The sequence below is a fragment of the Kineococcus rhizosphaerae genome (genome assembly GCF_003002055.1).
In the GTDB taxonomy this organism is placed as follows: Bacteria; Actinomycetota; Actinomycetes; order Actinomycetales; family Kineococcaceae; genus Kineococcus; species Kineococcus rhizosphaerae.
Genome location: NZ_PVZF01000007.1, coordinates 266,431 through 292,008 on the forward strand (window position 1 = coordinate 266,431; position 25,578 = coordinate 292,008).

Below are 25,578 nucleotides of genomic sequence, written 5' to 3' on the forward strand. Positions count from 1 at the left end.
CGGGAGTTGCCGGTCCGGCAACCCCGCTGGACCGGCCCGGGACCGGTGCCGATCCTCGGGGCATGAACCAGCTCAGCACGAACGACACGTACGACGCCGTCGTGGTCGGGGGCGGTGCCGCCGGGCTGTCCGCCGCGGTGGCCCTGGGCCGGGCCCGGCGCAGCGTCCTCGTCGTCGACGCCCGGAACCCGCGCAACGCCCCGGCGGACGGGGTCCACAACTACCTGACGCGCGACGGGCTGGACCCGCGGGAGCTGCAGCGCCTGGGCGCCGAGGAGGTGCGGCGGTTCGGTGGGCGGGTGCTGCACGCCGACGCCACCGGCGCCTCGGGCAGCGCCGGGAGCTTCTCGGTGGACACCACGGAGGGGACGGTCACGGCCCGCCGCCTCGTGGTCGCGACGGGGCTGGTCGACGAGCTCCCGCCGGTCCCCGGCCTGCGCGAGCGCTGGGGCCGCGAGGTGGTCCACTGCCCGTACTGCCACGGTTTCGAGGTCTCCGACCAGGCCCTCGGCATCGTCGCGACGAGCGCGCTGTCGGGCCACCAGGCGTGGTTGTTCCGGCAGTGGAGCGCCGACGTCGTGTACTTCGCCCACACCGCGCCGCCGCTGAGCGGCGAGCGCCGCGAGGAGCTCGAGGCCCGCGGGGTGCGGATCGTCGACGGCGAGATCGCCGAGGTCGTCGTCGACGGCGACGTCCTGCGCGGGGTACGGCTGGCCGACGGTTCCGTCGTGCAGCGGCAGGCGCTCGTCGTGGCCGCCCCGGTGCGGGTGCACTCCCCCGTGCTCGACGCCCTGGGCCTGGCGAAGGAGCCCGTGGTGGTGGGCGGGGTGGAGGTCGGCGACCGGTACCCGTCGGGTCCGGGCGGGGCCACGACGGTCCCGGGTCTGCACCTGGCGGGCAACGTGACCGACCCGCAGGCGCAGGTCGTGACGGCGGCCGGGGCCGGGCTGGTGGCGGGGGCGGCGGTGAACGCGGACCTCATCGCCGAGGAGACAGCGGCCGCCGTGGCCCTGGCCCGGGCCTCCGCGGTGACGGGGGCCTGAACCCCGACCGCCGGCGGAACACGCGATTCCTCCACATCTCGTACGACGCCCGGGTTACGGTCGCGGGGTGCGTCGGAGGTGGGTGCTGCTGGCCGGAGGGGCCGCGGTCGTGGGGCTCGGGGCGACCGGTGCGTCCCTGCTGCCGGACCGCACCGAGGCCGCCGTCCTGCCGCGCCTGCTGACCGACGCCGCCTGGCACGTCCCGGACCCGGCGGCCGACGAGGAGTGGCTGGCCCGGGGCTCGGTCCCCGGCGCGGGCGGCCCGCACGAGGCGATGGTCCGGCAGGCACTGCTGGACCTGCGGGCCCTGACGCGGCAGAACGGCGCCGTGGCCGCCGGGCCGGCGCCGTCGTGGAACTACGCGTGGCCGCGGGACTCGGCGTTCGCCGCGGTCGCGCTGGCCCGCACGGGCCACGGGGACGACGCGGCGCGCGTCCTGGGGTTCCTCGAGGACGTCCAGCTGGGCGACGGGGGCTTCGAGGCGCGCTACCTCCTGGACGGCAGCGGGACCCCGGACGGCCGGCGACGGCAGGACGACGGGGCGGGGTGGGCGCTGTGGGCGTTGCGCGAGGTCCTGGACGCCGACCCGGCCACGGCCGCCGCGCGGGCGCGCACGCACCGCGGGCTGCTGGAGGGGGCGCTCGGCTTCGTCCTGCGGGCCACCGGATCGGGCCGCCGGTTGCCCGAACCGTCGTCGGACTACTGGGAACGCCGGGAGGCGAGCCTGACGCTCGGTGCGGTCGCACCCCTGGTCGCCGGGCTGCGGGCGGCAGCCGCCGTCCTGTCCCGGCTCGGCGAACGTTCCCGGGCCCGGGAGGTGTCGTCGGCCGCCGGTTCCCTGGCCGAACTCGTCCACGCCGGGTTCGGCCCGTCGGGGTACGCCCGCTACGTCGACCGGGCAGAACCGCCGGGGGGTCTCGACGCGGCCGTGACGTTCCTGCTGCCGCCGTTCGCGGCCCGCGCGGAACCGGCGGTGCTGGCGGCGTTCGACGTCTACACCGCGACGGCGGCGCGGCCCGCGGGTGGGCTGGCCCCCGGGGCGGGCTGGCGGCGGGACGGGATCTCCTGGACCCCCGAGACGGCGCTGGCGGCCCTCGCGTGCGCCGCGAGCGGACGCCGCCAGGAGGCGAACTCCTGGCTGAACTGGTTGAACGCCCACCGGACCTCGTGGGGCAGCCTGCCGGAGAAGGTTCTGCCGGACGGTTCCCCGGCCGGGCCTGCGCCGCTGGGCTGGTCGGCCGCGGCGACGGTCCTCGCGGTGGCGGAACTCGGCGAACCGTGATCCACGTCACCTTTTCGGCGATCAAGGGACGTGAAGGTCTTGCGCGCAGTTGCACCTTGCGTGTTAGCTTCCCCACGGCTGCAGGTCACCGCAGCTCCTCGATCGTTCTGAACGCCCGCGGAGTGTGATGCGGGCGTCGCGCGGACCGAGAACGGTTCACGTGACGTTCCCACTCAGCCCGAGTCCCGTACAAGCGCGGGGCTTGACCGACTGGAACGTGTTGGAGAAAGCATGGCTCAGGGCACCGTCAAGTGGTTCAACGCCGAGAAGGGCTACGGGTTCATCGAGCAGGACGGCGGCGGTCCCGACGTCTTCGTGCACTACTCGGCCATCGGTGGCAACGGCTACCGCTCGCTCGAGGAGAACCAGCGGGTCGAGTTCGAGGTCACGCAGGGCCAGAAGGGCCCGCAGGCCGAGCAGGTCGTCGCGCTCTGATCTCGTGATCGCCGAAGGGCCTCCGTCCCCCCGCGGGACGGAGGCCCTTCGTCGTTCGTGCACGGGTTCACGAGCAGTTCGTGAACCCGTTCACGAACGGACGGGTTTCGTCCGCACCCGGCGCCCGATCCCGGTCGTCGCGACGACCACCGCGATCGTCTCGGCGGCGATCAGCCCCACGAGGACCAGCAGTTGCACGCGCGCGGCCTCCAGCGGGCTCGCTCCGCCCAGCAGCAACCCCACGAACGCCCCGGGCAGCGTCACGAGCCCCACCGTCCGCGTCTGGTCCAGCGCCGGCGCCAGGGCCCGCGCGGCCGCGGCCCGGCCCAGCGGCGCCACCGCCTGCGCCGTCGTGGCCCCCAGCGCCAGCCACCCCTCGACGACGTCCCACCGGTCCTCGACGTCGTCGAGCATGCGCCGGCCGGCGAGGGTCGTCGCGCTCATCGACCCGCCGATCAGCTGCGCGGTGAACGGCACGACCTGCAGCACGTGCGCGGGCAGCGCCCCCACACCGACGACGACGCCGCAGGCCGTCGCGGCCCCCGCCCCGATCGCCAGCGCCGTCACGGGCCAGGCGCCGGCCAACCGCAACCGGCGGGCCGAGGTCCAGGACGCGACGCCGAGGGCGAGGGTCAGGTAGAGGGGCGCGAGGGCGGGGGTGCGCAGGACGAGGCCGAGGACGAGCCCGACGGCGACGATCTGCACGACGGCGCGGGCGACGACCACGACGACGTCGCGGCCCTGCCGGACCCCGCCGAGGACCCCGACGCCGACGGCGATCGCGGCCAGCAGGACGAGCGCGGCGGCGACCGGCAGCAGGTCCGGCGGCAGGTCCCGCAGCGGGGAGGTCACGACGAGCCGACGCGGGCGAGCACCTCCGGGCCGCGCCGGTCGAGCACGGCACCGCCCTGGACGACGCCCAGCCACGGGTAGGCCACGACGGCGGCCAGGCCCAGGGGCAGCGCGATCCAGCCGGCCCACGCGGGCCCGAACAGGGCCACGACGGCGGGCACGAGGGCGGGCAGCGCCAGGACGGTCGTGGCCGCGGAGGTGCCGAACTGCGCGAGGACGGTGGCGGCGGAGGCGCCCTTGGGGGTCTGGAAGGGGTTGCTGCCGGGCGCGGGGGCCGGGTAGGGGACGAGGGCGCTGGCGACGCAGGACACCCCGAGGGAGGCGCCGAACAGGGCCAGGGCCGCACCGAGGACGGCGGGCAGCAGGGCCGGCCCGTCGACGAGCAGGGTCCCGGCGACGGTCGCGACGAGCAGGACGGGGACCTGCCAGAGCGCGGCGGCGAGCACGCGGCCGGCGCGGTCGTCGCGGCCGCGGACGCCGGTGGCCAGGTGCAGGGCGAAGGCGGAGTGGTCGTAGGCGACGTCGTTGTGCAGGGACCAGCCCATGACGAAGGCGACGGCGGGCCCGGCGGCCAGGGGCCAGCGGCCCACGTCGCCGCCCTGGGACAGGGGCAGGACGACGAGCAGCAGGGGGATGACGACCAGCGACGCGGCGCTGAGCAGGTAGCGGGGGTCGCGCCGCCAGTACCGGCTGCAGCGCACGGCGACCGCGACCGCCGGGGTGGCGGGCAGCCGGTCCAGGACCGGGTGCCGGCGGCCCTCGGCGTGGCCCGAGGACGCCGAGCGGGCCTCGGGCCCGGTGCCGGCGGGGCCGAGGGCCAGGGCCCAGCCGGCGAGGACGAGGGCGAGGACGGCGACGGCCAGCGCGAACCGCGGCAGCGCGCGGGCCCAGTCCCCGTCGGCGGCGTCGGCCGCGGCGGCGAACGCGAACCCCGGCGGGGTCCAGCCGGCGATCCCCGCCAGGGTCCGGCCCACCTCGGGCAGCCCCTCACCGGCGCGGCCCACGACGAGGTTGAACCCGGGCCCGGCGCACACGAGGGCCAGCCCCCCGAGGATCGCGACGGCGTCGCGCGTGCGGCGCCGGCGCAGCAGCGCGGCGGCCGCGGTGGTGGTGGCCCGGGAGGCGGCGACGGCGGTCAGGACGGCGACGGCGAGGGCGGGCACGGCGAACACCGCGGCCGCGGGGGTCCGGGAGAACGCCACGACGGCGGCGAGGGCGAGCAGGACGGTCGCGAGCCCGGGCAGGCCGAGCAGCCCGGCGACCAGCGAGCCGGGCACGAGGCGCCGGCGGCGGACGCCGAGGGTGGCGAACCGGGCGGGGTCGAGGGTCTCGTCGACGCCGAAGGCCACGAGCGGCAGGACCGCCCAGCCGAGGACGCCGAGCGTGCCGAGGCCCACGACGGCCGGTCCGGCCACGTCGGGGGAGCTGAACCGCAGCGCGACGAGCCCGGCGCCGAGGAGCACGACGACGCCGAGGGCCCAGACGGCGGCCAGGACGAACCCGACGACCTGCCAGGGGCTGCGCCGCAACCCGTTGCGCAGCAGGGTGAGCTTGAGGCGGACGAAGGTCCCGACGCCGGGCCCGGCGTCCACGGGGTGCGCGAGGGGGTTCACCGCAGCCAGTCCAGGGTCCCGGAGACGTCGCGGGTGCCGCCGACGAGGTCGACGAACCGTTCCTCCAGGGACCCGGCGCCCCGGACGGCGGCGAGCTCCCCGGCGGCCAGGACCCGGCCGCCGGCGATGACGGCGACGTGGCTGCACAGCCGTTCGACGAGGTCCATGACGTGGCTGGACAGCACCACGGTCCCGCCGCCGCGGACGTACCCGTCGAGGATGGAGCGGATGGTGGCGCCGCTGACGGGGTCGACGGCCTCGAAGGGTTCGTCGAGGACGAGGACTCGGGGGGCGTGGACGAGGGCGCACGCGAGGGCGGCCTTCTTCGTCATCCCGGCGGAGTAGTCGACGACGAGGGTGTCCTGCGCGCCGGCGAGGCCGAGGGCGTCGAGGAGTTCGCGCGAGCGCTGCTCGACGACGTCGCGGGGCATGCCGCGCAGCAGCCCGGAGTACCGGACGAGTTCGAGGCCGGAGAGCCGGTCGAACAACCGGACCCCGTCGGGCAGGACCCCGAGCCGGCGCTTGGCGCCGATCGGGTCGGCCCACACGTCGGCGCCGAGGACGGACGCGCGCCCGGCGTCGGGACGCAGCAGCCCCGTGGCCATCGACAGGGTCGTCGTCTTGCCGGCCCCGTTGGGCCCGACGACGCCGTAGAAGGAGCCGGCGGGCACGTCGAGGTCGATCCCGGCGACGGCGACCTTCGGGCCGAAGCGCTTGGCCAGGCCCCGCAGGGCGAGCGCGGTGCCCGCCGGGGAGCCCGCCGGGGAGCCGCCGGGGCCGTCCACCCGCTCGTTCACCGGGACAGCCGGTGGTGCAGGCCGGCCCGGACCGCGGGCCACTCCGCGGCGGTGATGGAGAACACGACGGTGTCGCGCAGGGAGCCGTCGGGCAGGACCTGGTCGTTGCGCAGCACCCCGTCCTGCTTGGCGCCCAGGCGGGCGATGGCGGTGCGGGACTGGTGGTTGTGCCAGTGGGTGCGGAACTCCACGGCGATGCAGTCGAGGTCCTCGAACGCGCGGGTCAGCAGCAGCAGCTTGGTCTCGGCGTTGACGCCGGTGCGCTGCGCGCTGGGCGCGAGGAACGTCGAGCCGATCTCCAGCTTGCGGTCGGCGGGGCGGACGTTCATGTAGGTCGTCGCCCCGCAGACGGCGCCGGTGTCGAGGCGGCGCACGGCCCACGGCGCCATGCTCCCCCGCTGCTGCAGGCCCAGGCGGCGGTCGATCTCGGCGTCCACGGCGTCGGGGGCGGGGATCCGCGTGTACCAGGTCCGGTGCAGGTCGTCCTCGGCGACGACGGCGCGCAGCCCCTCGGCGTGGTCGTGGGTGAGCGGCTCCAGGGCCACTCGGTCGCCGGACAGGGGCACGGGGGTCGCGAACTCGCTCACCCCCGTGACCCTATCCAGGCCTCACTTCAGGAAGCGGCGCAGTTTCTTGTGGTTCGCGGCGTCCCAGGCCGTCTCGACGTCGTGGAACGCGACGGCCGAGCGGACCTCCTCGAGGGCGTGCAGGCGCCCGAGGACGAACGCGCCGGAGCCGAACTCCTCGACGAGACCGGCGAGGAACGCGCGGGTCACGACGGTGTCGGCGTGCTCGTCGAGCAGGTCGAGCAGTTCCTTGAGGACGTCGACGTACTCCTCGGCGTCCTCGCCGACCTTGGGGGCCACGACGGCGGCGGCGTCGCGGGCGACGGCGACGGCGGTCCGCAGGCGGACCAGGGCGGCCGCCTCGTCGGCGCTCGCGGCGTCGGCGCCGTCGGCGTAGTGCTCGACGACCTGGTGGAGGTCGGCCTCGACGTCCAGGTCGACGTCGCGGTAGGCGTCGCGGGCGGCGCGGTGGGCCTCGGCCACCAGCGGCAGCAGGACCTTCCTCGCCTCGCGGCGGGCGGGCTTGACGGTCGGCGGGTCGGCGACGAAGGCCTCCAGCGCGGCGACGAGGTCGCGGTAGCGCTGGGAGTCGAGGGCCTCGAGCACCTGGGCGTGGGCGGCGGTCGAGCGGTCGACGAGGGTCGCGCGGACCTTCTCGGCGACGACGGCCGGGTCGCCCGTGCCGGTGCCCGCGGTGTGCCCGGCGGCCTCCTCGTCGAGGTCCTCGAGCAGCTTCTCGGCGAGGACGTCGAGGTCGCGCGACGGTCCGGTCACCGAGGTGATCCATGTCAGCTCGGCGCGCAGCTGCTCGGTGGCGCCCTCGGCGAACAGCGGCGCGAACGTCTGCAGGACGTTGTGCAGGCGGCGGGAGGCCACGCGCAGGGAGCGCACGGCGTCCGGGGCGTCGATGCGGGCCAGCGGATCCTGCGAGAGCAGCCAGCCGACGTCCTGTGCGAGGCGGCCGAGCACGAGGGCGCCGGCGCTGTCGTCGACGGACACGGCATCCAGGCCCTCGTCGTCGTCCGGGCCGTCGAGGACGGTGCGCAGCTGGGCGGTGCGGTCGGACTCCTCGGCGCCCAGGGCCTCCCAGGCGTCGGTGACGGCGTCGAGCAGGTCGCGGCGGCCGTCGACGACCTCGACCTGCCACTCGCCCCACGTCTGCGGCGAGGAGTCCTCGGGGGACAGCGCGGTGGCCTGAACCTGCCGGGTGGTCAGGCGCGCGACGACCGAACCCTCCTCGTCGAGCAGGTCCCGCTGCTGGGCGTTCGTCGACAGGGCCAGGACCGGCCCGAGGGAACGGCCGCGGGCCGCGGCCCACGTGAGGCGCTGCAGCGCAGCGGGAGCGGTGCGGACCGCGCGGCCGAGGGCGTGGCGGACCTCGTGGGTGCGGGGGCCGCGGCCGGGCAGTTCGAGGACCCAGCCGCGGGGTGCGGGGCTCGTGCGCTCGGCGGTCTGCCGGCGCACCGAGACCCCCGCCGCGGCGAGCGCGAGGTCGCTGGTGTCGTAGTGCGTCTCCTCGCTGGTCACCTCGACCACGGGGCCGACGTCGGCGACGCCGGGCAGCTCCCCGCCGCCCGGCGCGGACCCGGTGGTCGGCGCGAGGTAGGTGCGGGTCAGGGCCAGGCGGGGCGTCGGCATGGGGCCAGTGGTACCACGATCAGGTGAACTCCCCCGCATCTGCGCAGGTCAGGCGGGGTGCGGGGCGGTGTCGTCCTCGTGCTCGTCCTCGTGCTCGCGGGGCAGCCGGTCGAGGCGCAGGACCCCGTCGCGCCACACCCCGGTCGACCCGTCGTCGAACGTCGTGGTGCGTTCGACGAGGGCGCTGCGGGCCACCGTCCACCGCTGCGCGGGCAGGTCGAGCGCGGCCCGCAGCTCCTCGGGGGTGGGCAGGTCGACGACGGCGTCGGGGAACTCCTCGCTCACCAGCGGCCCGAGCTGCTCGGGCCGGGTGACGTGCCCGAGGACGAGGAACGACCCGCCCGGGGCGACAGCCGCCGCGGCGCGGCGCAGGACGGCGAGGCGGTCGAGGAACGCGTAGGAGTGCAGGAAGGAGGCGGTGACGAGGTCGAACGCGCCCTCGGGGAAGGAGACGCCGAGGTCGTGGCGCTCGAAGCGGGCGCGCACCCCGGCCTCGTCGGCGTGCTCGCGGGCGCGGGCCAGGGCGGTGTCGGAGACGTCGACACCCGTGACCGTCCAGCCCTGCCGGGCCAGGAAGAGCACGTCACCGCCCTCCCCGCAGCCGAGGTCGAGGGCCGTGCCGGGGGTGAGGTCGTCGACCGCGTCGACGAGGGCGGCGTTGGGGCGCCCGCTCCACACGTGCCCGTGGTGCTGGGCGTACATCCCCTCCCACAGCTCTCGGGCGTCGCGGGCGGTGGGGTCGAAGCTGGCCATGCCCCCGATCCTGCGGACCGCCGCCCTCCCCGTCGACCCTCGTTGCCGTCCCGGCAAACCCGGCGGCCAGGACGGGACGGGGGTGCTCGGCGCGACACCGCCCGCTCCGTCGCGCAGAGTGGAGCGGGTGTGCGAGGTGACGCCGCCGGCGTGGATCGAACTGTCCATCGACCCGCAGGCGGCGCGGACCGCCCGCCGCTTCCTGGGCGAGCAGTTGTGCACGGTCCACCACGCCACCGTGGAGGACGAGGCCGAACTGCTGGTCTCCGAGCTCATCGGCAACGGCCTGCGCCACGGCCTGCCCCCGCTGGTGCTCACGGTGGAGTGCGACGGCAGCGCCGGGTTGAGGGTGTCGGTCTGCGACCACGACCCCACCCCTCCGGTGCGCCGGGACGCCGGCGCTGACGACGAGTCCGGGCGCGGGATGGGCCTGGTCGACCTCGTCTCGGACGACTGGGGCGTGGAGACCTCACCGGCGGGCAAGAGCGTGTGGTTCTGCCTGGACCGCTCGCCCCGGGCGGGTGACGTGGATCGCGTTGAGGGGTGAGGCGACCGCGCGTACACTAACGATTCATGCACGAAGCATCGTCTCAGCACCCCGTCGGGACCCCCAGCGCCCTGCGGCGGCCGACGTCGAAGAACAAGTGGGTCGACCTCGTCCTCGACGCCGTCTTCAGCTTCACCGGCCCGGCGCAGGTCACCCACGAGGAGGGCCCGCAGCGCGGCCCCCGCACCGACGAGGAGGCCACCGCCGGGTACGGGGAGTGGGACCGCGTGGTCGTCGACGGCCACAGCTACCTCGTCCCGCGCAGGACCTCCGAGAGCTGATCCGCCTGCCGGGCGATCTCGACCCCGTCGATCGACCCCGGCAGGACGCGCACCTCCAGGACGTCGGGTCCCGGCCGGACCCGCAGGACCCGCGTCAGGTTCACGTCGCTGAACTTCGTCACGGGCGTGGCGGCCGCCGCCGCGCGCACCGCGGCCCAGTCCGGCCAGTCCCGCTCGACGACCTCCAGCAGTTCCGCCGGCAGGGGCGCCAGCCGGCGGCAGTGCGGGTTCGTCCCGAACAGCCCGCGCAGTTCCTCCCGGCGGCGTCCGAACGTCCGCACGACGTGCCGGAACGCCCCGACGTCGCGGAACGGCCCGGCGTCGAGGTTGACGTGGACCGCCGCCTCGGTCGGCACCGTGAACCCCAGGTCCCGCGCCGGTCCCAGCAGGTCCTCCAGGCGTCGCGCGTGGTCGTCGGCGAACGGCGGGGTGACGACCTCGCAGGGGCGTTCGCGCTCCCCCGGCAACGGCGCCGCCATCGCGATCGTCGCCCCGGCCCCGTCGTCGAGCCGGTGGACCCCGCCGATCTCGCGGACCGCCGTGCCGAACAGCTCCGCCGTCGTCGCCAGCACCGACCCGATCCCCTCCGCCGGGTCGGCGTGCCGCTGCACGAGCCGCAGCAACCGGGGTTCGTCGCTGACGACCCGGTACCAGCCGGGTCGCGGCGGCGCCTGCGCGTCGAGGTCGGCCGCGATCGTCGTGTCGTCCACGAGGGAGCAGCGCAGTTCCCCGTCGGCGCCCACGACGTCGAACGCGGGCGTCAGGTGCCAGAACGTACGCACCCCCGGGTTCGCCGAACCCTCGGTGTCGACGTGGAAGCGGCGCACGACGCGGCCGCCGGACCGGCCCGCGAGCTCGACGGCCAGGTCGAACCTGCTCGCCCCGGGCGGGGCGAGCAGTTCGACCTCGAAACCTCTGCGGGACAGAGGGTCTGCGACGTGGTTCAGGGCGCGACCGGGAGGGTTTCGCCGGCGATCAGCTTCTGGCCGCCGGTCACCTTGGCCTCGTAGAAGTCGACGTTCCAGATCTTCCCCAGGGCCACGGCGTCGTCGTAGTCGTACCCCGCGGCGAAGTACGCGTCGAGGGCGGCGGAGTCGGCGTCGGAACCCGACTCGCCCGGCGCCTCGACGGCGGCCGGCGCCGACCCCGGGGCGATGGGCAGGGTCTCACCCGCGGCCAGCCTGCGGCCCCCCTCGGCCTTGGCCTCGAAGGAGTCGAGGTTCCACTGCGCGCCGAGGGCGACCGCGTCGTCGTAGGTGTACCCGGCGGCGTAGAAACCGTCCCGGGCGGCCTGTTCCGGGTCCACGGACGGCGCCGGGTCGGCGGCGGGACGGGCGGCGACGGGCGCGGCCGCGGGGACGGGTTCCGCCTTCTGGGAGTTCGCGTAGGCGCTCCCACCGGCCAGGGCCAGGCCACCGGCGACGATGCTCGCGGTGACGAGACGGGCGGCGCGGCGGTTGGCCGGGGTTCTCTGCAGTTCGCTCATGCCCCTCAAGACGCCGGGGACGTCCCCCGCGTTGCCTCGGCCGCGAGAACTCCCGGGGAGGTCGTGCACCGGGGTCACGGCGCGACGGGCAGCGTCTGCCCGGCGATGAGTTCGCGGCCCCCGCGGATCTTCGCCTCGTAGAAGTCGACGTTCCAGATCTTCCCGAGCCGCACGGCGTCGTCGTAGTCGTACCCCGCGGCGAAGTACTCGTCGAGCGCGGACTGGTCGGGGTCCGGGGTGAGCCCCGGGTCGGGGGTGGGCGCCGGGTCGGGAACCGCCGCCGTCGTCGTCTGCGCGGGCGCCGCGGGCGCGGGGGGCGCCGACCGCCCCGTCCCGGCCCACACCGCGCCCCCGGCGACCAGCGCCGCCGCGGGCAGGCTCACCAGCGCCCGCCGCCGCCGCAGCCGGCGCCGTCCACCGGCGCGCGCCGCGACCACGAGCCCCTCGTCCGCGCGCACCTCGCCGACGGCCACGTCCAGTTCGTGCCGCAGCCGGTCCTCCCAGCCGCTCAGCCGTTCGTCCACCGCGCACCCACCTCCTCACCCACGAGCGTCCGCAGGGTGCTCAGACCCTTGGACGCCTGGCTCTTGACCGTGCCCCGCGAGACGTCGAGCTGGTCGGCGATCTGCTCCTCCGACCAGTCCTCGAAGTAGCGCAGGACGATGACCGCCCGCTGCCGCGGGGGCAGCCGCCGCAGGGCCTCGACGATCCGCGACCGTTCCGCCCGTTCGCTCGCCCCGTCCGGGACGACACCGGCGTGCCCGTCCTCGAGCCCCACCTCGCGCGGGCGGCGACTGCGCGCCCGCCAGCGGTCGGTGACCTTGCGGGCCAGCGCGGTGCGCGCGTAGGCGTGCGGGTCCTCGATCCTGCGCCAGGACACGTACATGCGTTCCAGGACGTCCTGCAGCAGGTCCTCGGCGTGGCCGCGGTCTCCGGTCAGCAGCAGCGCGAAGCGCAGCAGCCGGTCGCTGCCGGTGCTGACGAACTCCTCGAACCCCTCCCCCACGTCCTCAGTAGACGACGGCGGGGCCCGCGGGGTTGCCCGGGTCGGCGGTCTGGTCCACGGCGGGGTTCACGCCCAGGTCGAACGCGTTGCCCTCGGGGTCGTGCAGCGTGGCCCACCGCCAGCCGAAGCCCTCGTGCTCGGCGACGGTCGTCGCCCCCAGCGCGACCGCCCGGTCGACCTCGGCGCGCCAGGTGGTCCGGTCGGAGTGCACGAGGTCGAGGTGCAGCCGGTGCGGGGCGCGGTGGACTCCCGGGGCCCGCAGGAACAGGAGGGCGGGACCGGTCCCGGACCGCGGGGTGAGGCTGATCCCGGCGTGGTCGGCCGTCGCCCCCCGGTCGACCTCCCGGCCCAGGAGCCGGGACCAGAACGAGGACTGGACGCCGACGTCCTCGCAGTGCACGACGAGCTGGACGATCGTGGAGCTCACGCGGCGCTCACCGGCCAGCAGACCTCGGTGCGCAGGGCCCGCGGGTCGCGCGTGTCGGCCGTGGTGACGAGGTAGTGCTCCCGGACGGGGCCGCCGCGGTCGGTCCCGGCGGCGAGGACGTGCCGGCCCAGCCGGCCGTAGGTCAGGTCCAGCTCCGAGCACGGTCCCTCGTGGACGGCGGTGGCGTACGACCCGCCCGGCAGGTCCAGCACGGCCACCCCCGCGGCCCCCGCCCCGTCCCGGGAGGTCGACGCGGCGACCGGCAGGAACGCGGTGACCTTCCCCCCGTCGCCGCTGAACCAGGACGGCTCGTACAGCGCACCGCACGGCCCCTCGGGCGGCAGCCCACCCGTTCGCGCCGCCGCGACCAGCTGCGGGTAGACGACGGCGCACCACTCGCCCAGGTCGGCGGGCGTCACCTCCGCGGCGACGGCCAGGCACCGCTGCGCGGGGAGCTCGCCGTGGTGGACGGTCGGCTCGACCCGGCCCAGCAGCGCGCGCAACGAGGTCACCGCGGCCGCCGTCTCCAGCAGCTCCGCCCGCAGCACGTCGAGGTGGTCCAGCAGCCGTTCCTCCCGCTCGGCCCCCACGGCGGCGAGTGCGGCCCGGATCTGCGCCAACGGCATCCGCGCAGCTCTCAGCCGGCGCACGAGGTGGGCCCGCTCCACCTGGTCGGGCGTGTAGTACCGGTACCCGGAGACAGGATCGGTCCAGGCGGGTTCCAGCAGCCCGAGCTGGTGGTAGTGGTGCAGGGCCTTGGTGGTCAGGTGGGTCAGCCGGGAGAACTCCCCCACCAGCATCGTCTCGCTCACGGCCCCGAGCCTGCCGCCTCCTGCAGGGGGAGGGTCCAGCGCCGCGCGGGCCGCCGGGGCCCGACCGGTCCGCGCTCAGCGCTCGTAGACGTCGGGGACGCCGTTGCCGTCGGCGTCCACGCCCTCCTCGGCCTCGATCCGCCGGTACACCGCGTTGCGGCGCGAGAGCACCACGGCGGCCAGCGCGGCGGAGACGGCCGAGCCGATGAGGACGCCGAGGGTCACGTGCTGCCCCGCCGGGCTGCCCTCGCCGAACGCGAGGGACCCGATGAGCAGGGACACCGTGAAGCCCATGCCGGCGAGCATCGCCATGCCCAGGACGTCGACGGGGTGCAGGCTCTCGTCGAGCTCGGCGCGGGTCAGGCGCGCGACGAGGAACGTGGTGAGGACGATGCCCACGGGCTTGCCGAGCACCAGCCCGGCCACCACCCCGAGGGCCACCGGGTCCTGCACCGCCTCCACGAGACCGGAGACCCCGCCGATCGCGACCCCGGCGGACATCAGGGCGAAGACGGGCACGGCGAACCCCGTCGAGATCGGCTGCCAGCGGTGGGCGAAGTGCTCCGACAGGCCCGGCCCCGCCTCCGGGCCGCCGTTCGCCTCGCTGCGCAGCACGGGGACGACGAGGCCGAGCAGGACACCGGCGACCGTCGCGTGGATCCCGGAGGCGTGCACGAGTCCCCAGGTGGCCAGCGCGAGCGGCAGGAGGATCCACCACGTGCGGACCCGGCGCTGCACCGCGACTGCGAACAGCGCCAGCGTCACGAGCCCCAGCAGCAGCGGGAGCCACTGCACCCGCTCGGTGTAGAAGACCGCGATGACGGTGATGCCGAGCAGGTCGTCGACGACGGCGAGGGTCAGCAGGAACGTGCGCAGCGCCGACGGCAGGCGCGAGCCCACCACGGCGAGGATGCCGAGGGCGAAGGCGATGTCGGTGGCCGACGGGATGGCCCACCCGACGAGGGCCCCCTCCACGGCGTCGGGGTGCAGGACGTTGACGAGGACGTAGAACAGCGCGGGGACGGCCATCCCGCCGACGGCCGCCGCGATGGGCAGCGCCGCCGCCCGCGGGTCGCGCAGGTCCCCGGCGACGAACTCCTTCTTCAGCTCCAGGCCGGCGACGAAGAAGAAGACCGCCAGCAGCCCGTCGGCGGCCCAGTGCTCGACCGACAGGTCCAGGTGCAGGGCGGCGGGTCCGAGGTGGAACTGCCGGACGTCCTCGTAGGTGCCGCCGGGCAGGTTGGCCCAGACGAGGGCCAGGACGGTGCAGGCGAGCAGGAGCAGACCACCGGTCGTCTCGTTGCGCAGCACGTCGGCGATGCGCCGGGCCTCGGGCCACGAACCGCGGGCGAACAGGCGGGCAGGGGTGGTGGAGGGCACGGGCAGGGACCTGCTTCCGGGGTCGACGACGTGATCGCCGACCAGACTTCCCGGCACACCCTGCGTCCAGCCTACCCGGCCGGGCCCGGGGACGACCGCCCCCGGGCCCGGCCTCCGGTCAGGCCGGGTCGCCGAAGTCCGGGACGGGCAACCGCACCCCGCCCTGCTTGGCCGACTCGTTCGCGACGATCCCCGGGACGGTGAACCGGGCCGCGACCCACGCGTTGACGGGCGGGTGGACGCGGTCGCGCACGGCCACGACGAAGTCGTCGGCCAGGAAGTGGTGGGCCCCCTCGTGGCCGTTGGGCGCGCCCTCGAACTCCTTCGGCAGCCGGCTGCGGTCGTGGACCTTCGCGGTGCCGGAGCGGAAGCTGCTCAGCAACGCGGGGTCGATGTCGGTGAGGTCCTCGGGCACGTCGGAGTGCTCCCCGGGCTTCAGCTCGTCGCTGATGTCGTGAGTCGCGCCCTTGCGGTAGTCCTCGCCCTCGGTCTTGACCGTGACGACGGTGCTGGTGACGGACTGCTCCATGACCTGCTCGGTGCCGTAGAAGCGGAACCGCGACTCCGGGCCGCTCCAGTACCCGACGCGGCGGAACTCGTTGGTCCGCATGACCCCGCCGTCGGCGAGCTCGAACAGCGCCGACATGTTGGAGAAGTCGTTGCCCCAGCGGGAGACAGCCTTGTCGAAGACGCCGTCGCCGCGGGTGTCGCTGATGCCCGTGCAGCTCACGCTGACCGCGTGGGTCGGCCAGGCGCCCAGGACACCGCCGATCGCGTGGGTCGGGTAGAGCATGGGCGGGTAGCTCGCCGTCTCCTTCCAGTCCTCCCCGCCGGAGTACTGGTACGCGGCGTAGAAGCCGTTGTCCATGTCGTGGACGTAGTCGCCCTCGCCGTAGAACACCCGGCCGAACTCACCGGCCGCGATGTGCTCGCGGGCCCAGACGGTGGCGGGGTTGTAGTAGCTGGTCTCGCCCATCATGTAGGTGAGCCCGGTCTCGCGGACCTTGGCCACGATGGCCTCGACCTCGTCGACGGCGCTCGCCATCGGGACGGCGGAGTAGACGTGCTTGCCGGCCTCCAGGGCCTGGAGCACCAGCGGACCGTGCGACCAGCGCTGGGTCATGATCGCGACGGCGTCGACGTCGGAGGCCAGGGCGTCCTCGAAGCTGTCGAAGGACCCGGCCAGGCCGTGGGTCTCGACGTGCTGCCGGGCGCGTTCGGGGACGAGGTCGGTGACCCAGACCTCCTCGACGTCGGGGTGCAGTTGCCACAGGGCGATGAAGCTCCGGGCGAACTGGCCGGTGCCGATGACAGCGATCTTCACGAGGACTCTCCTGCGAGTCGGGGGGTGCGAACGTGCCCAGCATGGTCTACACGAGTCAATCCCGTCCAGGCGGGTCCCCCCCGGACGCAGGACGCCCCGGCTCGCGCGCGCGGGCCGGAGCGTCCTGTCGTCGGTGCCGAGCGGGTCTCGGCGCGGGTGTCAGCGCAGGTCGAAGCGGTCGAGCTCCATGACCTTCTGCCACGCCGCGGCGAAGTGCCGCACGAACAGCTCGTGGGCGTCGTCGGCGGAGTAGACCTCCACGATCCCGCGCAGGATGGAGTTCGAGTTGAACACCAGGTCCACGGCGGTGGCCGTGCGCACGACCTCGCCCTGCGCGTCCAGGCCCTCGTAGACGCCCTCGGCGTCCGTGGCCGTCCGCCACTGCACGCCCAGGTCGAGCAGGTTCTTGAAGAAGTCCTGCGACAGGACGCCGGGGGTGTCGGTGAAGACACCGTGCTGCACGCCGCCGGTGTTCGCCCCCAGCACGCGCAGGCCGCCGACGAGGACGGTCATCTCCTTGGCCGTCAGCTCCAGCATCGAGGCGCGGTCCAGCAGCAGCGTCTCGGGCTGCAGCTTGCTGCCGGGCTTGACCCAGTTGCGGAACCCGTCGGCGCGCGGTTCGAGCCAGCGGAAGTTCTCGACGTCGGTCTGCTCCTGGGTGGCGTCGGTGCGCCCGGGCGAGAACGGCACCGTGACGGTGACGCCCGCGTCGGCCGCCGCCTTCTCCACCGCGGCGGTCCCGCCGAGGACGATGACGTCGGCCAGCGACACCTTCTTGCCCGTGGCCTGCTCGAACTCGCCCTTGACGCGTTCGAGGACCGGCAGGACGTCGCCCACGCCGGCGTTGACGGCCCAGCCGATCTGCGGTTCCAGGCGCAGGCGCGCGCCGTTGGCCCCGCCGCGCTTGTCGGTGCCGCGGTAGGAGGCCGCCGAGGACCAGGCGGTGTGCACGAGCTGGGACACGCTCAGCCCGCTGGACAGCAGGCGCTGCTTGAGGTCGGCGACCTCCGCCTCGCCCACGAGCTCGTGGTCGACGGCCGGGGTCGGGTCCTGCCAGATCAGTTCCTCGGCCGGGACGTCCGGGCCCAGGTAGCGGCTGCGCGGGCCCATGTCGCGGTGCAGCAGCTTGAACCACGCGCGGGCGTACTGGTCGGCGAAGTAGGCGGGGTCTGCGTAGAACTTCTTGGAGATCTCGTGGTAGACGGGGTCGGCCATCAGCGCGAGGTCGCTCGTGAGCATCATCGGCGCGTTGCGCTTGCCCTCGACGTGCGCGTCGGGGACGAGGTCGGCCGCCGCGGGGTCCTTCGGCTTCCACTGCTTGGCCCCGGCCGGGCTCGTGGTGAGTTCCCACTCGTACGAGAACATCGTCTCGAAGTAGGTGTTGTCCCACTGCGTCGGCGTCGGGGTCCACGCCCCCTCGAGGCCGCTGGTGGTGGTGTCCGCGCCCTTGCCGGTGCCGAACTCGTTCTTCCAGCCCAGGCCGTTGCCGTGGACGGGGCAGCCCTCGGGCTCGGGGCCGACGAGTTCGGGGTTGCCCGCGCCGTGGGTCTTGCCGAAGGTGTGACCGCCCGCGACGAGCGCGACCGTCTCCTCGTCGTTCATCCCCATGCGCCCGAACGTGACCCGGATGTCGTGGGCCGAACCCAGCGGGTCCGGCTGGCCCTTGGGGCCCTCGGGGTTGACGTAGATGAGGCCCATGGTGACGGCGGCCAGGTGGCCCTCGTCGAGGTCGAGCGGCTGGTCCTCGGCGTAGCGCTCGTCGCCGAGCCAGGTGTCCTCCGGACCCCAGAAGACCTCGGTGGGCTGCCAGGTGTCGGCGCGGCCGAAGGCGAACCCGAAGGTCTTCAGGCCCATGTCGTCGTGGGCGACGTTCCCGGCCAGGACGAGCAGGTCGGCCCAGGAGATCTTGCGGCCGTACTTCTGCTTGACCGGCAGCAGCAGGCGGCGCGCCTTGTCGAGGTTGGCGTTGTCCGGCCAGCTGTTCAGCGGGGCGAACCGCTGCCCGCCCTCGCCGCCGCCACCGCGGCCGTCGGCGATGCGGTAGGTGCCCGCGGCGTGCCAGGACATGCGGATGAACAGCGGGCCGTAGTGGCCCCAGTCCGCCGGCCACCACTCCTGGGAGGTGTGCATGACCTCGACGACGTCGCGCTTGAGCGCCTCGACGTCGAGCGTCGCGAACTCCGCCGCGTAGTCGAAGTCCTCGCCCAGCGGGTCGGAGTCCTTCGACGGCTTGTTCAGGACCGACAGGTCGATCTGGTTGGGCCACCAGTCCTGCACGGTGCGGGGACGGCCGTTCGTCGACGGCTGCGGCGACGGGATCGCCGGGTTCTCGCTCTCGCTGGTGGACTGGGTCTGGGCCTTGTCGAGCTCGGTCACTTCACGCTTCTCTCTGCTGGAGGACGACCGTGGTCTGGGGATCGGCGGACGGGTCGGTGGGGGCCGGGGCGCTCGTGCAGGACCGGCACCGGCCCCAGTAGATGACCTCGGCCTCGTCGACGACGAAACCGTCGTCGACGTCGGGGGTGGGGGTGAGGCACGGGGCCTGCCCGGTGGCGCAGTCGACGTCGCTGATGTCACCGCACACCCGGCACACCCGGTGGTGGTGGTTGTCGTGCACCCGCGCCTCGTAGCGGGCCACGGAACCCTGCGGCTGGATGCGCCGCACCAGGCCCTTGTCGGCCAGGACGCGCAGCACGTCGTAGACCGCCTGGTGCGAGACCCCGTCCACGCGGGAGCGGGCGGCCTCGATGAGGGCTTCGGTGTCCGCGTGCGGCAGGGCGTGCACCGCGTCGAGGACCGCCAGCCGCGGCCGGGTCACCCGCAGACCCGCCCCGCGCAGCACCCGCTCGAGGTCGGAGGTGGTGGGCACCCCGCCATCCTGCCCAGCCAGGCTTGAACGAGTCAAGAACCGCGCGTCGCGTTCACAGCAGGTCCGCGATCCCGTACCCGCACGCCGCGGCCAGCACGGTCGTCGCGAGGGTTCCCACCAGGTTCCCGGCGGCCAGCCGCCACGCCCGCTCGCGCACCAGCCGGACGGTGTCGGTCATCGCGGTGCTGAAGGTCGTGAAGCCCCCGCAGAACCCCACCCCGAGCACGAGCCGCCAGCGCGCGTCCGCGCCGCCCGCCACGAGGCCGGTGAGGAACCCCAGGAGCAGCGAGCCCAGGGCGTTGACCAGCAGGATCCCCCACGGGAACCGCGACGGCCAGCGCGCCCGGACGGCCCCGTCGAGGGCGAACCGGCAGGCGGCCCCGAGCCCGCCGCACAGGGCGAGCAGCACCGTCACCGGGCCCTCCGGGCGGCCAGCGCGACCCCCGCGGCGACGGCCAGCAGGCCACCGGCCAGCGAGGCGGCCGCGTACCCCAGCGCGGTCCCGGCCGACCCGCCGCTGAGGAGCCGCTCGAGCTCGACGGCGAAGCTCGACCACGTCGTCAGCCCCCCGCACACGCCCGTCCCCAGCCCCAGCCGCCAGCGCCGCAGGGCCGGGGTCTCGGCACCGCGGCGCAGCAGCTCCTCGAGCAGGAACCCGAGCACGAAGGACCCGGCGAGGTTCACGGCCAGGGTCGCCAGCGGGAACGCGCCGGCGGCCGGGACGACCTCGGAGGCGGCCCAGCGCAGCAGGGTGCCGACGGTCCCGCCCGCGGCGACGAGCAGCAGCAGCCGCGGGTCCCGGTGCGCGGCCGTCACGACCGCGTCCACCCCCCGCCCGCGCGCACGTACCGCACCCGCACGTGCTCGCGGGAGGCCACGGCCTGCCAGAACTCCACCGAGACCGGGCGCACGACGAACACCCGCCAGGTCCCCGCAGGGACCCGTGCCCGGGCCGAGGCCGACCGGGCCGCGAAGTCGGCCTCGCTGACGTGCGGGGGTGCCTCGTGGACGTGACCGCGGACCCGGACCTGGCGCCCCAGCGCCGTCCAGTAGACCGACAGGGCCGCGACGGGCGAGGCGAGCAGCTGCGCGCCCGCGGGCCCGGCCGTCGTCGTCGCCACCGACCAGCCGTCGGCCGAGACGTCCTTGAGGATCAGCACGCGCGCGTCGGGCAGCCCGTCGGCGTCGACGGTGCTCAGGGTGACGGCGTGCGGTTCGGGGACCCCCGCGGCGAGGGCGTCGGCGAACCACGACCCGAACAGGTCCAGGGGGTCCGCCGGTGCGGTCGACGGGTCGAACGCCGGCAGTTCGCGGTCGAAGACGGGCAACGCGCGCAGGGTCTCCCGGGACGGCACGGCGCCACCCTCCCACAGCCCCCACGCACGGGAGCCGCGACCTCGGGCGAGGTCGCGGCTCCCGGTGGTGCGGTGGTTCAGAACGGGCGGTCGGCCAGCGGCCAGCCCCCCGCGGCCAGGTGCGAGGACACCCGGGCGATGTCGGCCTCGGACGGCTCGTCGAGGGTGGCCTCGTTGATGAGCCGCTCGACGTCGGCGACCGTGGTCACCTCGCCCTGCTGGGCGAGCCCGACGATCGCGGACGCGATCTCGCGGACCTCGCCGTCGGTCAGCTTGCGGCGCAGCAGGCCCAGCAGCACGACGTAGTCCTGGCGCGGGACGCCGCCGGGGTACCCGGCGCGCAGCCAGTCGACGATGCGACCGGCCAGGGTGGTGGAGGTCATGGACGGGCTCCCCTCACTTGTCCACGATGGTCGGGTAGACGTGCTCGAAGCTCAGGGCCTTGCCGAAGCCGCTGGCCACGATGAACGTGATGCCGAGCGCGACGGCCGCGATCACGACCGCGAAGCAGACGACGGCCAGGACCTTGCCGGCGGGGTTGCCCGGGGCGTGGCTCGTCTCGGCGTCCCCGCCGGCGCCGAAGGCCATGGCGCGGACACCGGCCGAGAACAGGACCGGCAGGCCCGCGCCGAGGACCAGGGCGACGAGCAGGATCTTCCAGAGGGCTTCACCGACGAGGGTCAGGTTCTGCAGCACGGGGGCGTTCCTCTCAGACCGCGGCCGGGGTGCGCTCGGCGCCCCGGCTCGCGTCCCACTCGTCGTTGACGTTGTCGGCGTGGACGGGGTTCTTGCGCGAGCGGTGCATGACGACGACCGCGAAGGCCAGCAGCAGCAGGCTGATGACCAGCGCGCCGACGACCCCGCCGCCGAGGACGTTGCCGATCCACCACATGAGGGCGCCGACGAGCGCGGCGGCCGGGATGGTGGTGACCCAGGCGACGACCATGCGGCCGGCGACCTTCCAGCGGACCGTCGCGCCGGGCTTGCCGAGGCCGGCGCCGAGGACCGAGCCGGTGGTCACGTGGGTCGTGGACAGCGCGAAGCCCATGTGGCTGGAGATGAGGATGACGGCGCCGGAGGAGGTCTCGGCGGCCATGCCCTGCGGCGGGGTGATCTCGATGAGGCCCTTGCCGAGGGTGCGGATGATGCGCCAGCCGCCGAGGTAGGTCCCCGAGGCGATGGCGAGGGCGCAGACGGCCTTGACCCAGAACGGCACCGCGTGGGTGTCGCTCCAGTGGCCCGAGGCGATGAGGCCGAGGGTGATGACGCCCATGGTCTTCTGCGCGTCGTTGGTGCCGTGGGCGAGGGAGACGAGCGAGGCGGAGCCGATCTGGCCCCAGCGGAAGCCCTGGTCGGTGTAGCGCTGCGCGACCCCGGAGACGACCTTGTGGACGAGCCAGGTGCCGACGGTCGCGACGAGCGCGGCCAGGACCGGCGAGGCGATCGCGGGGATGATGACCTTCCCCACCACGCCGTCGATCTTGGTGCCGTCGCCGTTCCAGTTGACCCCCGCCCAGCCCAGGCCGGCCACGGTGGAGCCGATGAGCCCGCCGAACAGGGCGTGCGAGGAGCTGGAGGGCAGGCCGATCAGCCAGGTCAGCAGGTTCCAGACGATGGCGCCGACGAGCCCGGCGAGCACGATGAGCAGCAGCGCCGAGCCCCCGCCCTGCAGGAGCTCGGGCTTGGGTGAGCCGTCCTTGTTCTGGATCTTGACGACGGCGTTCGAGACGGTGAGGGCGACCTCGACCGAGAGGAAGGCGCCGACGAGGTTCAGGATCCCGGAGAGCGCGACAGCCGCCTTGGGCTTGAGCGCTCCGGTGGCGATGGACGTGGCCATCGCGTTCGCGGTGTCGTGGAAGCCGTTGGTGAAGTCGAACGAGAGCGCGACGACCACGACGAGCACGAGGATGACGGTTGCAGTCTCCACGAGGTACAAGGTTGCACCGGCGCAGCACGTGCCGGATACCGGATCCGCCCCTGGCGAAGCAAAGTTCACCCTGCGTTCACCACGACCGGGGAACCCCCGGTGGACGTCGTTCACCACCCCTCCGCGGGGAGGTGGGGGACCGCTCCGTTCAGGTCGGGACGACGCGCAGCGCGAGGTCCGCGACGCGACGCAACCGCTCCTGCCCGGCACCGTCGCGGGCGTAGGACGACAACCCCACCAGCACCACGTGGACGAAGGCGGCGAGGGTCTCGGCGTCGGGGTCCCCGTCGCGCTCCGCATCGGGGTCGCTCACCTCCTCCAGCCGGGCCGCGGTGATCGCGCGGTTCCGGGCCCGGGCCGGCGCCAGCTCCGGGGAGCTGTTGACCAGGCACCCGCGCGGGTGCGCGTCGTCGGCGTACTCCCGGGACGCGGCGTCGAGCATCAGGGCCAGCACCTGCCGGGGGGTGCCGCCGGCGGTGCCGGCCGTGGTCACCGACGCGGGGCTGGCCTCGTACCGCGCCACCGCCTCCTCGAACAGCGTCCGCTTGTCGCCGAAGGCGGCGTAGAGGCTCGGGGCGGAGATGCCCAGCTCCCGGGTGAGGTCGGCGACGGAGGTCTGCTCGTAGCCGCGCGCCCAGAACAAGAGCAGCGCCTCCTCCAGAGCAGCGTCGCGGTCGAAGCTCCGAGGGCGTCCCACTCGTCGATTCTATATCGACCGCTACAGATCTGGTAGCGTTTTGTAGTGATCACTACAGAACAGTGGTCCGCCGATCGCCGCCGCACCGAGGAGCACCGGGTGAGCACCCCCGACACGACCACCCCCACCACCGCCGACGTCACCCGCGCCTTCCTGGAGCGCCTCGGCGCGCAGGACGCCGACGGGCTGGGCGAGCTGTTCGCCGACGAGGTCGACTGGTTCGTGCCCGGGGACCCGCGGGTGACGCCCTGGACCGGCCGGCGCTCGCGCAGGGGCGAGGTGCCCGACTACTTCCACGTCCTGTGGGCCGCGCTGGAACCGGGCGCGAGCACCGTCTCCGTCGAGGCCGTCGTCACCGCCGGGGAGGACTCGGCCGTCTTCGCCGTCTTCGACCACGTGGCAGCACCCACCGGGCGCGCTTTCCACACCGACGTCGCGGTGCGCCTGACCGTGACGGGCGGGAAGATCACCCGCATGCACCTGCACGAGGACACCGCGGCGGTCGCCGCGGCGTTCACCGTCTGACGTCTCCCACCACGCCGCCGCCGGACGGCGCGGGTCCCGGACCGGCCGTCACACCAGGGGCGCGACCTCCGGCCGGCGGTCGGCCTCGAGGATCGTCCGGGCGTGCACCACGAGCAGCGGGTCGGGCTGCCCGACCACCTCGGCGTCCTTGTCGTCGTAGTCGAACAGCGACAGGACGTGGCGCATGGCGGCCAGCCGGGCCCGCTTCTTGTCGTTGGTCTTGACGACCGTCCAGGGCGCGAAGTCCGTGTCCGTCCGTTCGAACATCGCCTCCTTGGCCGCGGTGTAGTCGTCCCAACGGTCCAGGCTCGCGAGGTCCATCGGCGACAGCTTCCACTGCCGGACCGGGTCGATCTGCCGGATGAGGAACCGGGTGCGCTGCTCAGCGCGGGTCACGGAGAACCAGAACTTGACGAGGTGGACGCCGTCGTCGGTCAGCATCCGCTCGAACAGCGGGACCTGGGCCACGAAGCGGTCGTACTGCTCGGGACTGGCGAACCCCATGACCCGCTCGACACCGGCGCGGTTGTACCAGGACCGGTCGAACAGGACGAACTCGCCGGCCGCGGGCAGGTGCTGCACGTAGCGCTGGAAGTACCACTGGGTGGACTCGCGCTCGCTGGGCTTCTCCAACGCGACGACGCGGGCGCCGCGCGGGTTGAGGTGCTCCATGAAGCGCTTGATGGTGCCGCCCTTGCCGGCCGCGTCGCGACCCTCGCACAGGACGACGAGCCGCTCACCGCTGGCCTTGAGCCACTTCTGCAGCTTCAGCAGCTCGATCTGCAGGAGCCGCTTCTCGTGTTCGTACTCCGGGCGGCTCAGGCGCGTCTCGTACGGGTAGTCCTCGCGCCAGGTGTCGGCCGCGCGCCCGTCGGCGAGGAGGAGCTCGGGCTCGTCCTCGTCGTCACGGACGGACATGCCGAGGTCAGGGGTCAGCTGCACGGACGCATGGAACCGCCGGTCCGTCCTCGCCGGAGGTCGCACGGGTGACGGCGGGGTGAACTCTGCCTGAACAGGACGACCGGTCCGTGCTCGTCGGGACGGGTCGACGAGGCCTGTTGTGCGACGTCGCGGACGGAACGCCGGAGTCTTCCAGGACGTGCAGGACGGAACGTCGTACCGTTCCCCGGCCGGCGGACCGCACCGGGTGTCGCGGGACTCCCTCCGGTTCCACAAGGGTCGGGGCTGTGAGAACGGTTTCCGAGCCACCCGCCGGCGCAGGAGGTTCCCGCTCCGGGGCGGCGGCGTCCGGAACTCCCGGAGCGGGACGTTCCGCCGGTCCCCCGCGGTGGGCGCCCAGCCGGCGCGGGGTCCGCTCCTGGACGCCCGTCGGTGCGGGAGTTCCGGGTCACCGGTCGTTCACCCAGGGGTTTCGTCGACCGGCTGGAGTTCGAGGGTTCCACCCCCGGCCAGGCCGTCCACGGCGCGAACCCGACCGGTCTGCGACCGCCGGGGTCCGGTGGTCCCGTGGACCACCAGACCCCACCTTTGTCCTGACATGAGCGGCACCAGCCGCTACCCTGCCCGCATGGCGCCGCACCCCGACGAGGACTCCATCAACTTCCGGACCCGCAAGTGGGTCCGCCCGGAGGACCTCAACGCCAACGGGACGCTGTTCGGCGGCAGCCTGCTGCGCTGGATCGACGAGGAGGCCGCGATCTACGCGATCCTCCAGCTCGGCAACGGCAAGGTCGTCACGAAGTACATCTCCGAGATCAACTTCGTCTCCTCGGCGCGGCAGGGCGACCTCATCGAGATGGGGCTGCGCGCCACGGACTTCGGCCGCACGTCGCTGACCATGCGCGCCGAGGTCCGGAACATGATCACCCGGCAGTCCATCCTGACGATCGAGAAGATCGTGTTCGTCAACCTCGGCCCCGACGGGCTGCCGATGCCGCACGGGTACACGACGATCACGTACGACCGCGACCGGATCCCGAGCACGACGCCGGGGACCTGACGG

General features: G+C 74.3%; 31 protein-coding genes. 7 read left to right on the top strand and 24 right to left on the bottom strand.

Annotation, left to right across the window (positions count from 1 at the left end; all coding sequences use genetic code 11):
- Positions 1–62 precede the first annotated feature (62 nt).
- From CLV37_RS15310 to CLV37_RS15320, 3 genes are all read left to right on the top strand, one after another.
- Positions 63–1,043 carry an FAD-dependent oxidoreductase gene (locus tag CLV37_RS15310; protein ID WP_106211851.1) on the top strand — a complete coding sequence of 327 codons (981 nt, stop codon included), beginning with the start codon at positions 63–65 and terminating at the stop codon, positions 1,041–1,043.
- A gap of 67 nt (positions 1,044–1,110) precedes the next feature.
- Complete coding sequence (locus CLV37_RS15315) at positions 1,111–2,325, top strand: glycoside hydrolase family 15 protein (RefSeq protein ID WP_106211853.1); 1,215 nt, start codon at positions 1,111–1,113, stop codon at positions 2,323–2,325.
- A gap of 231 nt (positions 2,326–2,556) precedes the next feature.
- On the top strand, positions 2,557–2,760 hold the full coding sequence (locus CLV37_RS15320) for a cold-shock protein (protein WP_106211855.1): 204 nt from the start codon (positions 2,557–2,559) through the stop codon (positions 2,758–2,760).
- A 90-nt stretch (positions 2,761–2,850) separates the two neighbouring features.
- On the opposite strand, the gene CLV37_RS15325 is transcribed toward CLV37_RS15320, so the two are convergent.
- The 6 genes from CLV37_RS15325 to CLV37_RS15350 are packed head-to-tail and all read right to left on the bottom strand — an operon-like array spanning position 2,851 to position 8,979.
- On the bottom strand, positions 2,851–3,612 hold the full coding sequence (locus tag CLV37_RS15325) for an ABC transporter permease (protein WP_211298675.1): 762 nt from the start codon (positions 3,610–3,612) through the stop codon (positions 2,851–2,853).
- The gene (locus CLV37_RS15330) at positions 3,609–5,225 is read right to left on the bottom strand and encodes a hypothetical protein (RefSeq protein ID WP_106211857.1); all 1,617 of its coding nucleotides are present in this window, start codon (positions 5,223–5,225) and stop codon (positions 3,609–3,611) included. Before CLV37_RS15330 ends, CLV37_RS15325 begins: the two co-directional genes overlap by 4 nt.
- Complete coding sequence (locus CLV37_RS15335; RefSeq protein ID WP_106211859.1) at positions 5,222–6,022, bottom strand: ABC transporter ATP-binding protein; 801 nt, start codon at positions 6,020–6,022, stop codon at positions 5,222–5,224. Before CLV37_RS15335 ends, CLV37_RS15330 begins: the two co-directional genes overlap by 4 nt.
- On the bottom strand, positions 6,019–6,609 hold the full coding sequence (locus tag CLV37_RS15340) for a GNAT family N-acetyltransferase (protein WP_106211861.1): 591 nt from the start codon (positions 6,607–6,609) through the stop codon (positions 6,019–6,021). Before CLV37_RS15340 ends, CLV37_RS15335 begins: the two co-directional genes overlap by 4 nt.
- Positions 6,610–6,630: 21 nt before the next feature.
- Positions 6,631–8,226: a CYTH and CHAD domain-containing protein gene (locus CLV37_RS15345; RefSeq protein ID WP_106211863.1), complete on the bottom strand. Its 1,596-nt coding sequence runs from the start codon at positions 8,224–8,226 to the stop codon at positions 6,631–6,633.
- A 48-nt stretch (positions 8,227–8,274) separates the two neighbouring features.
- Complete coding sequence (locus tag CLV37_RS15350; RefSeq protein WP_106211865.1) at positions 8,275–8,979, bottom strand: class I SAM-dependent methyltransferase; 705 nt, start codon at positions 8,977–8,979, stop codon at positions 8,275–8,277.
- Positions 8,980–9,106: 127 nt separating this feature from the next.
- Here CLV37_RS15350 and CLV37_RS15355 point away from each other — a divergent pair, with 127 nt between their 5' ends.
- Positions 9,107–9,526, top strand: a complete 420-nt coding sequence (locus tag CLV37_RS15355) for an ATP-binding protein (RefSeq protein ID WP_245885425.1) — start codon at positions 9,107–9,109, stop codon at positions 9,524–9,526.
- Positions 9,527–9,552: 26 nt separating this feature from the next.
- Positions 9,553–9,807, top strand: a complete 255-nt coding sequence (locus CLV37_RS15360) for a hypothetical protein (RefSeq protein WP_106211869.1) — start codon at positions 9,553–9,555, stop codon at positions 9,805–9,807.
- Here the strand turns inward: CLV37_RS15360 and CLV37_RS15365 are convergent.
- The 17 genes from CLV37_RS15365 to CLV37_RS15445 all read right to left on the bottom strand — a co-directional run bounded on the left by CLV37_RS15365 (position 9,774) and on the right by CLV37_RS15445 (position 23,090).
- Entirely contained in the window at positions 9,774–10,832 is a 1,059-nt protein-coding gene (locus tag CLV37_RS15365; RefSeq protein WP_342762282.1) for an amidoligase family protein, read from the bottom strand. The two genes, CLV37_RS15360 and CLV37_RS15365, sit on opposite strands and share 34 nt — an antisense overlap.
- Positions 10,751–11,293 (bottom strand): hypothetical protein, encoded by a 543-nt coding sequence (locus tag CLV37_RS15370; RefSeq protein WP_106211873.1) that lies wholly within the window; start codon positions 11,291–11,293, stop codon positions 10,751–10,753. Before CLV37_RS15370 ends, CLV37_RS15365 begins: the two co-directional genes overlap by 82 nt.
- A 74-nt stretch (positions 11,294–11,367) precedes the next feature.
- A complete protein-coding gene (locus tag CLV37_RS15375; RefSeq protein ID WP_106211875.1) occupies positions 11,368–11,817 on the bottom strand; it encodes a hypothetical protein in 450 nt (149 codons plus the stop codon).
- Complete coding sequence (locus tag CLV37_RS15380; RefSeq protein WP_106211877.1) at positions 11,802–12,299, bottom strand: SigE family RNA polymerase sigma factor; 498 nt, start codon at positions 12,297–12,299, stop codon at positions 11,802–11,804. Before CLV37_RS15380 ends, CLV37_RS15375 begins: the two co-directional genes overlap by 16 nt.
- A gap of 4 nt (positions 12,300–12,303) precedes the next feature.
- Positions 12,304–12,726 carry a VOC family protein gene (locus CLV37_RS15385; protein ID WP_106211879.1) on the bottom strand — a complete coding sequence of 141 codons (423 nt, stop codon included), beginning with the start codon at positions 12,724–12,726 and terminating at the stop codon, positions 12,304–12,306.
- Positions 12,723–13,538: a MerR family transcriptional regulator gene (locus tag CLV37_RS15390; RefSeq protein WP_106211881.1), complete on the bottom strand. Its 816-nt coding sequence runs from the start codon at positions 13,536–13,538 to the stop codon at positions 12,723–12,725. The genes CLV37_RS15385 and CLV37_RS15390 overlap by 4 nt, the downstream gene beginning before the upstream one ends.
- A 75-nt stretch (positions 13,539–13,613) precedes the next feature.
- Positions 13,614–14,924, bottom strand: a complete 1,311-nt coding sequence (nhaA, locus tag CLV37_RS15395) for a Na+/H+ antiporter NhaA (RefSeq protein WP_106212021.1) — start codon at positions 14,922–14,924, stop codon at positions 13,614–13,616.
- Between the two features lie 112 nt (positions 14,925–15,036).
- Positions 15,037–16,242 (bottom strand): Gfo/Idh/MocA family protein, encoded by a 1,206-nt coding sequence (locus CLV37_RS15400; RefSeq protein WP_106211883.1) that lies wholly within the window; start codon positions 16,240–16,242, stop codon positions 15,037–15,039.
- 159 nt (positions 16,243–16,401) lie between these two features.
- On the bottom strand, positions 16,402–18,618 hold the full coding sequence (katG, locus tag CLV37_RS15405; RefSeq protein WP_211298677.1) for a catalase/peroxidase HPI: 2,217 nt from the start codon (positions 18,616–18,618) through the stop codon (positions 16,402–16,404).
- A 1-nt stretch (position 18,619) separates the two neighbouring features.
- Complete coding sequence (locus CLV37_RS15410; protein WP_106211885.1) at positions 18,620–19,111, bottom strand: Fur family transcriptional regulator; 492 nt, start codon at positions 19,109–19,111, stop codon at positions 18,620–18,622.
- Between the two features lie 52 nt (positions 19,112–19,163).
- Positions 19,164–19,526, bottom strand: coding sequence for a fluoride efflux transporter FluC (locus CLV37_RS15415; RefSeq protein WP_106211887.1), 363 nt, complete (start codon positions 19,524–19,526; stop codon positions 19,164–19,166).
- Positions 19,523–19,927 (bottom strand): fluoride efflux transporter FluC, encoded by a 405-nt coding sequence (locus tag CLV37_RS15420; protein ID WP_106212025.1) that lies wholly within the window; start codon positions 19,925–19,927, stop codon positions 19,523–19,525. The genes CLV37_RS15415 and CLV37_RS15420 overlap by 4 nt, the downstream gene beginning before the upstream one ends.
- The gene (locus CLV37_RS15425) at positions 19,924–20,466 is read right to left on the bottom strand and encodes a pyridoxine/pyridoxamine 5'-phosphate oxidase (protein ID WP_106211889.1); all 543 of its coding nucleotides are present in this window, start codon (positions 20,464–20,466) and stop codon (positions 19,924–19,926) included. The genes CLV37_RS15420 and CLV37_RS15425 overlap by 4 nt, the downstream gene beginning before the upstream one ends.
- Positions 20,467–20,543: 77 nt before the next feature.
- Positions 20,544–20,849, bottom strand: a complete 306-nt coding sequence (locus CLV37_RS15430) for a DUF3349 domain-containing protein (protein ID WP_106211891.1) — start codon at positions 20,847–20,849, stop codon at positions 20,544–20,546.
- A 13-nt stretch (positions 20,850–20,862) separates the two neighbouring features.
- Positions 20,863–21,162, bottom strand: coding sequence for a hypothetical protein (locus CLV37_RS15435; protein WP_106211893.1), 300 nt, complete (start codon positions 21,160–21,162; stop codon positions 20,863–20,865).
- Positions 21,163–21,175: 13 nt separating this feature from the next.
- Positions 21,176–22,393, bottom strand: coding sequence for an inorganic phosphate transporter (locus CLV37_RS15440; protein ID WP_106211895.1), 1,218 nt, complete (start codon positions 22,391–22,393; stop codon positions 21,176–21,178).
- Between the two features lie 148 nt (positions 22,394–22,541).
- On the bottom strand, positions 22,542–23,090 hold the full coding sequence (locus tag CLV37_RS15445; RefSeq protein WP_211298678.1) for a TetR/AcrR family transcriptional regulator: 549 nt from the start codon (positions 23,088–23,090) through the stop codon (positions 22,542–22,544).
- A 99-nt stretch (positions 23,091–23,189) separates the two neighbouring features.
- Between CLV37_RS15445 and CLV37_RS15450 the strand changes: the two genes are divergently transcribed.
- A complete protein-coding gene (locus CLV37_RS15450; protein WP_106211897.1) occupies positions 23,190–23,615 on the top strand; it encodes a nuclear transport factor 2 family protein in 426 nt (141 codons plus the stop codon).
- A 48-nt stretch (positions 23,616–23,663) separates the two neighbouring features.
- Here CLV37_RS15450 and ppk2 read toward each other — a convergent pair whose 3' ends face one another.
- Positions 23,664–24,533: a polyphosphate kinase 2 gene (gene ppk2 / locus CLV37_RS15455; RefSeq protein ID WP_106212030.1), complete on the bottom strand. Its 870-nt coding sequence runs from the start codon at positions 24,531–24,533 to the stop codon at positions 23,664–23,666.
- A gap of 610 nt (positions 24,534–25,143) precedes the next feature.
- Between ppk2 and CLV37_RS15460 the strand changes: the two genes are divergently transcribed.
- Positions 25,144–25,575 carry an acyl-CoA thioesterase gene (locus CLV37_RS15460; RefSeq protein ID WP_211298679.1) on the top strand — a complete coding sequence of 144 codons (432 nt, stop codon included), beginning with the start codon at positions 25,144–25,146 and terminating at the stop codon, positions 25,573–25,575.
- Positions 25,576–25,578: the final 3 nt, after the last annotated feature.

Coding starts and splice junctions, on each gene's coding strand:
- ppk2 (WP_106212030.1), bottom strand. CDS start 24,533: ATGTCCGTCCGTGACGACGAGGACGAGCCCGAGCTCCTCCTCGCCGAC.
- CLV37_RS15350 (WP_106211865.1), bottom strand. CDS start 8,979: ATGGCCAGCTTCGACCCCACCGCCCGCGACGCCCGAGAGCTGTGGGAG.
- CLV37_RS15370 (WP_106211873.1), bottom strand. CDS start 11,293: ATGAGCGAACTGCAGAGAACCCCGGCCAACCGCCGCGCCGCCCGTCTC.
- CLV37_RS15460 (WP_211298679.1), top strand. CDS start 25,144: ATGGCGCCGCACCCCGACGAGGACTCCATCAACTTCCGGACCCGCAAG.
- CLV37_RS15345 (WP_106211863.1), bottom strand. CDS start 8,226: ATGCCGACGCCCCGCCTGGCCCTGACCCGCACCTACCTCGCGCCGACC.
- CLV37_RS15360 (WP_106211869.1), top strand. CDS start 9,553: ATGCACGAAGCATCGTCTCAGCACCCCGTCGGGACCCCCAGCGCCCTG.
- CLV37_RS15310 (WP_106211851.1), top strand. CDS start 63: ATGAACCAGCTCAGCACGAACGACACGTACGACGCCGTCGTGGTCGGG.
- CLV37_RS15320 (WP_106211855.1), top strand. CDS start 2,557: ATGGCTCAGGGCACCGTCAAGTGGTTCAACGCCGAGAAGGGCTACGGG.
- CLV37_RS15430 (WP_106211891.1), bottom strand. CDS start 20,849: ATGACCTCCACCACCCTGGCCGGTCGCATCGTCGACTGGCTGCGCGCC.